The sequence below is a fragment of the Actinomadura sp. genome (assembly GCF_044508335.1).
GTDB lineage: Bacteria > Actinomycetota > Actinomycetes > Streptosporangiales > Streptosporangiaceae > Spirillospora.
Map to the genome: position 1 here is coordinate 1 of NZ_JBIQHY010000178.1, position 10,005 is coordinate 10,005.

A 10,005-nucleotide genomic window follows, 5' to 3' on the forward strand; every position below is an offset into this window, starting at 1 on the left:
CGTCCCGGACGCCTTCGGAGCGGGCGCTTTGTGCGGCGGCGCCTGCGCGCGGCGCGGTGACGGGCGGGCGGCTGGTTCCGCTCATGTCCGGCTCGCCCGGCCGGACCGGCGCCGTGATCGGGTCGTTTTGTCCTGGTCGTGTGGCACGATCTCAGAGATGAGCAGCAGATCGGACGAGGCGCAGCACCTGCGCGACCTCGCGCGGCTGCGCCGGGTCCGGGACCGGATCGACCGCGAGTACGCCCAGCCGCTCGACGTGGAGGCGCTGGCCCGCGGAGCGCACATGTCCGCCGGGCACCTCAGCCGCCAGTTCCGCCGCGCCTACGGCGAATCGCCCTACGGCTACCTGATGACCCGGCGCATCGAGCGGGCGATGGCGCTGCTGCGGCGCGGCGACCTCACCGTCACCGAGGTGTGCTTCGCGGTCGGCTGCGCGTCCCTGGGGACCTTCAGCACCCGGTTCACCGAGCTGGTCGGCATGCCGCCCGGCGCGTACCGCCGCCAGGCCGCCGGGGCCGCGTCCGACGTGCCCTCGTGCGTGGCCAAGCAGGCGACCCGGCCGGTCAGGAATCGAGAAGCGCCCGCCGGCCTGCGGTGACTAGCGTGGCCGCCCATGGGCACCGCCCCGCGCCCGGCCGCGGAGTGCGGCCGATCCGCAGGCCCGGGGCGGACCGGGCCGCATCGGGCCGGGCGGCGGCACAGACCGCGACACAGACCGCAACACAGACCTCGACGCAGACCTCGACGCAGATGGAGACACGATGAGCATGGCCACGGGGACCGACGCGCGGGCGGCCGCGCCGCACCCCGCCGACAGCCACGACCTGATCCGCGTGCACGGGGCGCGCGAGAACAACCTCAAGGACGTCAGCATCGAGATACCGAAGCGCCGGCTGACGGTGTTCACCGGCGTCTCCGGGTCGGGCAAGAGCTCGCTGGTGTTCAACACGATCGCGGCGGAGTCGCAGCGGCTGATCAACGAGACCTACAGCGCGTTCGTGCAGGGGTTCATGCCGACGCTGGCGCGGCCCGAGGTCGACGTCCTCGAAGGGCTCACCACCGCGATCATCGTCGACCAGCAGCGGATGGGATCCGACCCCCGCTCCACCGTCGGCACCGCCACCGACGCCAACGCGATGCTGCGCATCCTGTTCAGCCGCCTCGGCAAGCCCTACATCGGCCCCGCCAAGGCGTTCTCGTTCAACGTCGCCTCCATCAGCGGCGCCGGCGCGGTCACGGTCGAACGCGGCGGCAAGACCGTGAAGGAGAAGCGCACCTTCAGCATCACCGGCGGCATGTGCCCGCGGTGCGAGGGGCGCGGCGCGGTCACCGACTTCGACGTCACCGCGCTCTACGACGACTCCAAGTCGCTGCGCGAGGGCGCGCTCACCATCCCCGGCTACAGCATGGACGGCTGGTACGGCCGCATCTTCATGGGCTCGGGCTTCCTGGACCCCGACAAGCCGATCCGCGAGTACAGCGACACCGAGCTGCACGACCTGCTCCACAAGGAGGCCACCAAGATCAAGGTCGAGGGCATCAACGTCACCTACGAGGGGCTGATCCCGCGGATCCGCAAGTCGTTCCTGTCCAAGGACCGGGAGGCGATGCAGCCGCACATCCGCGCGTTCGTGGACCGGGCGATCACCTTCACCTCCTGCCCCGACTGCGGCGGCACCCGGCTCACCGAGGCGGCCCGCTCCTCCAAGATCAAGGGGATCAGCATCGCCGACGCCTGCGCGATGCAGATCAGCGACCTGGCCGAGTGGGTCCGGGAGCTGGAGGAGCCGTCCCTGGCGCCGCTGCTGGCGACGCTGCAGCACACCCTGGACTCGTTCGTGGAGATCGGCCTGGGCTACCTCAGCCTGGAGCGCCCGTCCGGGACGCTGTCGGGCGGCGAGGCGCAGCGCACCATGATGATCCGCCACCTGGGGTCGTCGCTCACCGACGTCACCTACGTCTTCGACGAGCCGACGATCGGGCTGCACCCCCACGACATCCAGCGGATGAACCGCATGCTGCTGCAGCTGCGCGACAAGGGCAACACCGTCCTGGTCGTCGAGCACAAGCCGGAGGTGATCGCGGTCGCCGACCACGTCGTCGACCTCGGCCCGCTCGCCGGCACCGCCGGCGGCGAGGTGGTGTTCGAGGGCACCGTGCAGGGGCTGCGCGCCAGCGGCACCCTCACCGGGCGGCACCTGGACGACCGCGCCTCCCTCAAACCGTCGGTGCGGACGCCGTCCGGGGCCCTGGAAGTGCGCGGAGCCGCCACCCACAACCTGCGGGACGTCGACGTCGACATCCCCCTCGGCGTCCTGGTCGTCATCACCGGCGTCGCCGGGTCGGGCAAGAGCTCGCTGATCAACGGGTCGGTGGCCGGCCGGGACGGGGTGGTGACGGTCGACCAGGCCCCGATCAAGGGGTCGCGGCGCAGCAACCCGGCCACCTACACCGGGCTGCTGGACCCGATCCGCAAGGCGTTCGCCAAGGCCAACGGGGTCAAGCCGGCGCTGTTCAGCCCCAACTCCGAGGGCGCCTGCCCCGTCTGCAAGGGCGCCGGCGTCGTCTACACCGACCTGGCGATGATGGCCGGGGTCGCCACCACCTGCGAGGAGTGCGAGGGCAAGCGGTTCCAGGCGGCGGTGCTGGAGCACCGCCTCGGCGGCCGCGACATCAGCGAGGTCCTGGCGATGCCGGTGACCGAGGCCGAGGAGTTCTTCGGCGCCGGCGACGCCCGGATCCCGGCCGCCCACAAGATCCTGCGGCGCATGTCGGACGTCGGGCTCGGCTACCTGCGGCTCGGGCAGCCGCTGACCACGCTGTCCGGCGGCGAGCGGCAGCGGCTGAAGCTGGCCACCCACATGGGCGACAAGGGCGGCGTCTACGTCCTGGACGAGCCGACCACCGGCCTGCACCTCGCCGACGTCGAGCAGCTGCTGGGCCTGCTGGACCGGCTCGTCGACGCCGGCAAGTCGGTGATCGTCATCGAGCACCACCAGGCGGTCATGGCGCACGCCGACTGGATCATCGACCTCGGTCCCGGCGCCGGCCACGACGGCGGCCGCATCGTGTTCGAGGGCACGCCCGCCGACCTGGTGGCCGCCCGCTCCACCCTCACCGGCCGGCACCTGGCGGACTACGTCGCGCCCTGACCGCCGGGCGGCGCCGGGAACGGCAGCCTGTCCACGGCGCCGCGGCGGCGGCGCCCGGGGCGCCGGTCGTAGCGGGCCGTGGTGGCCGGGGACGCGTGCCCGACCAGCTGCTGGACGGTCGCCAGGTCCACGCCCTGGTCCAGCAGGTCGCCGATGAACGTGCGGCGGAAGTCGTGCGGGGTCACCGGCGGCAGCGACGCCTCCTTGCGCCGCTTGACCACCGCGTTGCGGACGGCGGCGTCGGTCATCGGCCGGTGCTGGACCGCGCCCGACCGGTGCACCGGCTTGAACAGCGGCCCCGACGGGCGGTCGTCGGCGGCGAGCCACGCGGCCAGCAGCGCCGCCGCGCCCTCGTGGACGTACTCCAGCCGCTGCCTGCCGCCCTTGCCGGTGATCCGCAGCGACCGCTCGCCCGGGTCGTAGTCTTCGCGGCGCAGCGCGGCGACCTCGGCGCGCCGCGCCCCGGTGGTGTACAGGACGGCCAGCAGCGCGGCGTCGCGGGCGCCGGCCGGGGACCGGTCCGCGGCGCAGGCCGCCAGCATGGCGGCGAACTCGGCGGCGTGGACGCTGCGCCCGGCGGGCAGCCGCGTCCCGCGGAAGTTGCGCACCGCCGCGGCCCGCTGGTAGGCGTCGGTGGACATCTGCCCCAGCCGCCACGCCGTCCGCAGGACGCCGCGCAGCGCCGACAGGTGCAGGTTGCGGTAGGACGGCGACCATGGGACCGGTTCCCCGTCCGGGCCGTCCACCGTCTGGCGGCCGATCAGCCCCCGCAGCCCGGCCGTGTGCTCGGCGCGCAGCTCCGCCCAGGGGAACCGCTCCCCCGGCGAGTCGCCCGGCTCGCGTCCGGACGCGGTGTGGAACATCGCGGCGAGCCGATGCAGGCAAGCGCTCATGGCCCGCCGCGACCGGGGACTCTCCAACTCCGCGAGATACACCAGAAACGGATTGGCTCCCGCGGCCGGTGCACGCCCACCGGCAACCCCCCGCCCTGGCGCAGGCCGCCCACCCGCAGACCCCGCCTCCGGCGCCGGCCCCCCGACCACCGGCCCTTCGACCACCCCGCCCGCCCGCTCCCCCGCAACCGCCCCAACCGTCCCAACCGTCCCAGCCGCCTGCGCCTGTGGCTGGAACTGCGCCTCACGCTGCGGCCCAGGCTCTGCCGCCACCCCGGGTTCCAGCTGAGGCCCGGACTCGTCCATGAGCCGCAGCGGGTCGCCGCCCCTCGCCAGGACGTCCCGAGCCGGCTCGGAGCCCGCACCCTCCCAGGGGGCGACGCCGTCCGGACGTCCATGCAGGTCGGCGCGCGGCGGTGCGCCGGCGGGGGTCGGCGGGAGATCGTCCATGCGGGGCAGCCTAGCCCAGCTGACTTCTGAGAACGAACATTGTCGTCAGTCAGGGCGCCACGTTTTCCAGAGCTTCTTATTTTCTGGAAATAGAAATCTAGAAAATGTAGGATGCTCGTGTGACGACGACCGAAGAAACGGCGCCCGCCGCCGAACGGGCCTGCCGGTACTGCGGCAGGCCCGTCCCCCAGCGAGAAGGACGCGGACGGCCGCGCGAGTACTGCCCCGAGGGCGACTGCCAGGCCCGCGCCAAGCGCGAGCGGGAGCTGCGGCGCGGCGCACCCGGCCTGGAGGGCGCCCTCGCCCGCGCCGAGGACCTGTACGAACGCATGGAGCAGGGCCTCGCCGCGGCCCTCGCCCCCCTCGCCCAGGCCCTGGACTCCGAGCTTTCCCCGCGCGGCGTCGAGGCGCGGATCAGCGCCGTCCGCGCCGAGGCGCAGTCGGCCGTCGCCGCCGCACTGGCCGGGCGCGAGGACGCCGAGGCGCGCGCCCTCCGGGCCGAGCAGGCCGCGGAGAAGGCCCGCGAACGGGCCCGCGCCGACCGGCGGCGCGCCGAGCAGGCCGAACTGGAACGCGACGAGGCCCTGCGGGACGCCGAACACGCCCGGTCCGAGGCCGCCGCCGCTGTGCAGAGCGCGCAGGACGAAGCCGAACAGGCGATCGCGGCGGCCCGCGCCGAAGCGGACCGGCTCGTCCACCAGGCACGCCTGGAAGCCGAACGCGTCGCCGAGGCCGCCCGCGCCGAAGCCGAACGCGCCTGCCTCGACGCCCAGGACGCCCGGTCCCGGGCGGCCGAGGCCGGACGAGCCGCCGACACCGCCCGCCGCGAGGCCGACCAGGCCAGGTCCCAGGCGGCCGAGGCCCGCAAGGCCCGCGAAGACGGCGACCGCCTCCGAGCGGCCGAAGAAGCGCGCGCCCAGGCCGCCGAGCGGGAACGCGACCGCGCCGACCACCGCTACCGCCTCGCCCAGCGCGCCCGCACCGAGGCGCTCACCGCGCTGGAGGCCGCCCGGTCCGACAACGAGCTGCAGCGCCAGGCCGCCGACTTCGCCCGCGAACAGGCCGCGGCCGCCCAGAACGAGGCCGAGGGCCTGCGCGCCGAACTGGAGACCCTGCGCGGCCAGATCGCCGAGGTGCGCCTCGACCTGCGCGCCGAGCAGACGCGCTCGGCCGAACTGGCCCGCGAACGCGACGCCGCCCGCGCCGAGGCCACCGCCCAGCGCGAACGCGCCGTCACCGCCGAGCTGGCCGCCCGAACCGCGAAAGGCTCCTGACACGCCTCCGGGGTGACACCGCCTCCCGAGCCGGCAGACCCCACCAGGGCACAGAGCACGGCGTCATCTAGGCCCGCGCTGGTCGCGGCCGGCGGGAAGGGCTGGTGAGAAGCGGTCTCCCGCCACCTGCAGGCGGCTCGCGGACGAGTCGCCGGCTGTCGGCCGGTGCCTTCTCTGGAGCGGGTGGGCGATCTCGGTGAGCGCGGCCGTCGTCAGCGCGCGGCCGGGCGCGTCCGACAGCCTCGCCGGGATCGTGCAGCAGGCGCGCGAATGCCGGAGCGGCGCTGCAACTGCCCGGCCGGGTGCGTGCGCCGAGCACAGACCCGCGGCGCATGACCCCGCGTACCACTCGGCCTTGAGGGGCCGCGTTGCGACCCCGGTTGGAAGGCGGGGACGGCGAGATGCGGATCGCGGTGCTGGGCACGGGCGAGATGGGGCGCGGGCGGAGGCCCGGGGGCGCCCCGGCCCGTGCAGCGCCGCGAAAACCTGTTGGGGGGTCAGGGCCGCCGCTGCTACCTTGCCGGGGGCCGTGCCAGGCAACGAGGAGGTGGTACCCGTGAACGCAGTATCGACGTGGGTGCTCCCCTCTGGGGTCACGGTCGGGCCATAGGTCGTCCGGGAGCGCCGTTCACAGCACTCCCGAAAGGCACGACCATGCAGTTCACCTCCGAGCAACGCCTCGACGACGGCGTCCTCGAACGCGAATTCACCCTCGGCGAGGTCCCCGGCATCCTGTGGACGCCCGCGTCCGGACCGGCGCCGCTGATCCTCATCGGCCACCCCGGCGGACTGCGCACGATGTACCCGCGCCTGGTCGCCCGGGCCCGGCAGTGCGCGGCGGACGGCTTCGCCGCGGCCACCATCGAACTCCCCGGCAGCGGTGACCGGCCCCGCTCGGCCGCCGCCGAGCAGGCCCGCGCCGACCTGCGCCGCGCGTTGGAGGCAGGCGAGCCGGTCAGGGACGACATCGTGGACCGGCTCGTCCTCCCGCTGGTCGACAAGGCGGTCCCCGAATGGCAGGCCGCCCTGGACGCCCTTCTCGCGCTGCCCGGGATCACCGGCCCGGTCGGATACTCGGGAGGAGTGATCTCCATCGGGATCCGGCTGGCCGTGGTCGAGCCGCGCATCCGAGCCGCCCTTCTGTTCGCCGGGAGCTTCGTGCCCCGCGCCATGTTCGAGGAGGCCCGCCGGGTCACCATTCCGCTGCACGTCCTGCTGCAGTGGGACGACGAGGGCAACGACCGGCAGGCGGCCCTGGACCTGTTCGACGCCTTCGGCTCCAGGGAGAAGACGCTGAACGCCAACATGGGCGGGCACACCGGCGTTCCCGCGGCCGCGGGAGACGCCGCGGCCCGGTTCTTCAACCGGCACCTGAGCTAGCCGCCGCCACGCCCGCCGTCCGGCCAGGCGGCACCCCTCGCCGGGCCGCCGCCATCGAGACCAGGCCCCGGCCTCCTCGATGGCGGCGGCCGTCGCCGCGCCGGTCCGCGGGGCGCCGGCGAGCGGCGACCGGATCCGGCCAACCACCGACCACGCATCCGGCCGAGGTCTCCGCGCAGGACGAACGGCAGGCGGCTGGATCCACCGTGGCGGCAGTCGGCCCTGTGTCCCCCGCGGCCCCCTCGATCAGGTGGGTGTCGAGGTGGGTGATGCCCGCCGGGTCATCGAGACGTGCAGCCGGAATACGGCAGAAAGGGGCCGCGGGCTGATCGCTGCTGGTCGGGGTGCCTGGCGTCGTGTTGGTGGCGGTGTCGGGGCTACGGGTGACCCTGATCGATCGGACTGCGTATCCGGCGTTCGCGAGGGTGGTCTCGGCGCGGGAGCTGGCGGAGCCGTTCACGCCGACCGAGGCCGAGATCGACTGGGCGCGCGGCCGCACCTCCAGGATGAACGTCATCTGCTCACCCTGGCGGTGTGGCTGAAGTCTTACCGGCGGCTCGGCAACAACTACCTGCCACTGCTGGACCAGCACTACCGCTCGCGTACCCGATGCGGACGTGCCCGGCCGGCTGGTCGCGGGCGGCCGCGGGGCGCGGCAGTTCGACCCATGCCGTGCCGGGCTCGCGGATGGCCGGGGTCGGCGCGTTGAGGGCCTTGGCCGGCGCCGGGCGCCGCCCCGCGGTCGGGTTCGCTGCTTCGGGCAGGGAGGTCAGGGCGGTCCGAGTACGTCCGGGGTGATCAGGGCGCGGGCGGTGGCGGCGAAATAGTCCTCGGGGGCGGTGCCGGCCAGGCCGAGGATGACGCCCTGGCTCAGGCCGACCAGGAGCGCCCGCAGCGCCGTGGCCAGGCGTCGCGCCTGCCGCGGTGTGAGTGCGGTCCCGTGGTGGAGCCTGCCGGACAGCAGCGCGGACAGGCGTTCTTCGTGTGCCCGGACGGAGGCGGCGAGCCTGGGCGCGAGTTCGGGGTCACGCAGGGCCAGGTCCTGCAGGCTGATCTCGAACGACAGGTGGCGCAGCGCGTCGGGGTCGTCGCACAGGCGGCGGTAGTGGCGCGCGAAGACCTCCACCGCCTCGATGAGGCCCATGCCGGCGGGGACGGCGTTCTCGATGCCGTCGTAGTGGGGACCGAGGTAGTCGGTGACCAGGGCGACGAGCAGTCCGTTCTTGCTGCCGAACAGCGAGTAGATCGCGCCGGTGGTCAGTCCGGCCTGCTCGGCGATCTCCTCCAGCTTGGCCCGGTGGCCGTCGCGCGCGACGATCAGGCGCGCGGCGTCCAGCAGGGCCCGCCGGTTGCGCTCCTTGGCCTCGACCCTGGTCATTCTCATAATCCTATTATTACAGTAATCCCGTGATGAATGTTGCCGAGTGCATGAGCCGCGTCCCCGGCTGCGCGGCGTTCCCGTGCGCTGCGGCGGTCGAGGCCACGTTCCCCTGGCCGGTGAACGTGCTCGGTATGTCCACGGGCGGCTCGACAGCCCTCCAACTCGCCGCCGACCTGACCCGGCCACCGCTGATCACCGCGCGCCGACCTGCCGCAGAGCGGCTGACAGGCGCACAGAACACCCGAAAGGAGCATGACCATGGACATCACCACCGCAATCGCGGCCGAACGCCGGGAACTGGCGGCGATGCTGGACAGCCTGGCGCCCGCCCAGTGGGACGCACCGACCTTGTGCGCCGGATGGCGCGTACGAGAAGTCGCGGCTCATATGTCGATGGGATTCCGCTTCGCGATGCCCAGGATGGTGCTCGAACTCCTCAAGGCGCGGGGCGACATCAACCGGATGGCGGATCGGCGGGCCCGCCAGGACGCGGCCACCCTGTCGCCGGCCGAGCTGGTCAGCGCGATCCGCGACAACGCAGACCATCCCTGGAAACCACCGATCGGCGGCATCACCGCCGCCCTGGGCCACGATGTGATCCACGGCCTGGACATCACCGTCGCCCTCGGTGTCGACCGCCGCGTCCCGCAAGAGCGCTTGCGCCTCCTCCTCGAGCACGTCACTCCCCGAACCCTCAAATTCTTCGGAGCCGATCTCGACGGCGTCCAACTGCGCGCCGACGACCTGGACTGGTCCTTCGGCGCCGGCACGCCCCTGACCGGCAGCGCCCAGGACCTCCTGCTGGTCGCCTACGGCCGCAAGCTCCCACCGGGACACCTCCACGGCACGGCACGGGATCGATACATCGCCGCGTGAACCGCTACGCCCCGGCTCAGCGGATCGCAAGTCGACACCACCTCGGCGGAACCGGGGTGACGGTCGGCCAACACTCGGCAGAAGCGCACGCCCGGGCTCCGATCGTGGTCGCCCCCTGCGCGGCGCCGTGCCCGACTCCCCACCCACTCACCCGAGGCGAAGCGATCGATGTCACCGGCCTGCACGGTCAGCGCCGGATCACCGGCACCGGCCAGGAACGGGTCATGGGCGTGCGGCCTGGACTGGACGAACGACCCCACATCGCCCACACCGCCCGCGACTGGTTCGCCGAACTCCCTCGTCGCCGCCCACTCCGGCATCACCACCGTCCCGCCGCCCTCACCCCGCCGTGCCCCCAGGAGTGCGCGTCCATCCCGTCCGTCCGAGGCGGCCCCGCCGGCCAACGACGGCGTCCTGCCCGCCCACCTCCCTGGCCCACTCCCACGACCTACCGCCCGCCTCGCCGACGCCCTCCGCCGCGGGACGAACAGCAGGCGCCGGATCCGCCGTGGCGGCGGTCAGCCCTGTGTCCTGTCGATCAGGTGGGTGTCGGGGGTAGGTGGTGGCCGGCCGGGTCATCGAGGGGGCAGCGGGAACGG

8 protein-coding genes are annotated in these 10,005 nt (G+C 73.7%); 5 read left to right on the forward strand and 3 right to left on the reverse strand.

Features of this window, described 5'->3' with window-relative positions:
* Window positions 1-157: 157 nt before the first annotated feature.
* Window positions 158-598 carry a helix-turn-helix transcriptional regulator gene (locus ACIWVC_RS33000; protein ID WP_396452392.1) on the forward strand — a complete coding sequence of 147 codons (441 nt, stop codon included), beginning with the start codon at window positions 158-160 and terminating at the stop codon, window positions 596-598.
* A gap of 163 nt (window positions 599-761) precedes the next feature.
* Window positions 762-3,152 carry an ATP-binding cassette domain-containing protein gene (locus tag ACIWVC_RS33005; RefSeq protein ID WP_396452394.1) on the forward strand — a complete coding sequence of 797 codons (2,391 nt, stop codon included), beginning with the start codon at window positions 762-764 and terminating at the stop codon, window positions 3,150-3,152.
* Here ACIWVC_RS33005 and ACIWVC_RS33010 read toward each other — a convergent pair.
* Window positions 3,137-4,045 (reverse strand): tyrosine-type recombinase/integrase, encoded by a 909-nt coding sequence (locus ACIWVC_RS33010; RefSeq protein WP_396452396.1) that lies wholly within the window; start codon window positions 4,043-4,045, stop codon window positions 3,137-3,139. The genes ACIWVC_RS33005 and ACIWVC_RS33010 overlap by 16 nt on opposite strands.
* A 569-nt stretch (window positions 4,046-4,614) precedes the next feature.
* Between ACIWVC_RS33010 and ACIWVC_RS33015 the strand changes: the two genes are divergently transcribed.
* Window positions 4,615-5,769 (forward strand): hypothetical protein, encoded by a 1,155-nt coding sequence (locus ACIWVC_RS33015; protein ID WP_396452398.1) that lies wholly within the window; start codon window positions 4,615-4,617, stop codon window positions 5,767-5,769.
* A gap of 654 nt (window positions 5,770-6,423) precedes the next feature.
* Window positions 6,424-7,149 carry a dienelactone hydrolase family protein gene (locus ACIWVC_RS33020; protein ID WP_396452400.1) on the forward strand — a complete coding sequence of 242 codons (726 nt, stop codon included), beginning with the start codon at window positions 6,424-6,426 and terminating at the stop codon, window positions 7,147-7,149.
* On the opposite strand, the gene ACIWVC_RS33025 is transcribed toward ACIWVC_RS33020, so the two are convergent.
* Together ACIWVC_RS33025 and ACIWVC_RS33030 are read right to left on the reverse strand one after the other, a co-directional pair.
* Window positions 7,130-7,666 carry a hypothetical protein gene (locus ACIWVC_RS33025; RefSeq protein ID WP_396455044.1) on the reverse strand — a complete coding sequence of 179 codons (537 nt, stop codon included), beginning with the start codon at window positions 7,664-7,666 and terminating at the stop codon, window positions 7,130-7,132. The genes ACIWVC_RS33020 and ACIWVC_RS33025 overlap by 20 nt on opposite strands.
* 252 nt (window positions 7,667-7,918) lie before the next feature.
* Window positions 7,919-8,527 carry a TetR/AcrR family transcriptional regulator gene (locus ACIWVC_RS33030; RefSeq protein WP_396455045.1) on the reverse strand — a complete coding sequence of 203 codons (609 nt, stop codon included), beginning with the start codon at window positions 8,525-8,527 and terminating at the stop codon, window positions 7,919-7,921.
* Window positions 8,528-8,788: 261 nt separating this feature from the next.
* Here ACIWVC_RS33030 and ACIWVC_RS33035 point away from each other — a divergent pair, with 261 nt between their 5' ends.
* Window positions 8,789-9,406: a maleylpyruvate isomerase family mycothiol-dependent enzyme gene (locus ACIWVC_RS33035; protein WP_396455046.1), complete on the forward strand. Its 618-nt coding sequence runs from the start codon at window positions 8,789-8,791 to the stop codon at window positions 9,404-9,406.
* Window positions 9,407-10,005 lie beyond the last annotated feature (599 nt).

Excerpts from the sequence above, each read along its gene's own strand:
- ACIWVC_RS33000 (WP_396452392.1), top strand. The coding sequence starts at position 158 with ATGAGCAGCAGATCGGACGAGGCGCAGCACCTGCGCGACCTCGCGCGG.
- ACIWVC_RS33035 (WP_396455046.1), top strand. The coding sequence starts at position 8,789 with ATGGACATCACCACCGCAATCGCGGCCGAACGCCGGGAACTGGCGGCG.
- ACIWVC_RS33005 (WP_396452394.1), top strand. The coding sequence starts at position 762 with ATGAGCATGGCCACGGGGACCGACGCGCGGGCGGCCGCGCCGCACCCC.
- ACIWVC_RS33025 (WP_396455044.1), bottom strand. The coding sequence starts at position 7,666 with ATGACGTTCATCCTGGAGGTGCGGCCGCGCGCCCAGTCGATCTCGGCC.
- ACIWVC_RS33030 (WP_396455045.1), bottom strand. The coding sequence starts at position 8,527 with ATGACCAGGGTCGAGGCCAAGGAGCGCAACCGGCGGGCCCTGCTGGAC.
- ACIWVC_RS33020 (WP_396452400.1), top strand. The coding sequence starts at position 6,424 with ATGCAGTTCACCTCCGAGCAACGCCTCGACGACGGCGTCCTCGAACGC.
- ACIWVC_RS33010 (WP_396452396.1), bottom strand. The coding sequence starts at position 4,045 with ATGAGCGCTTGCCTGCATCGGCTCGCCGCGATGTTCCACACCGCGTCC.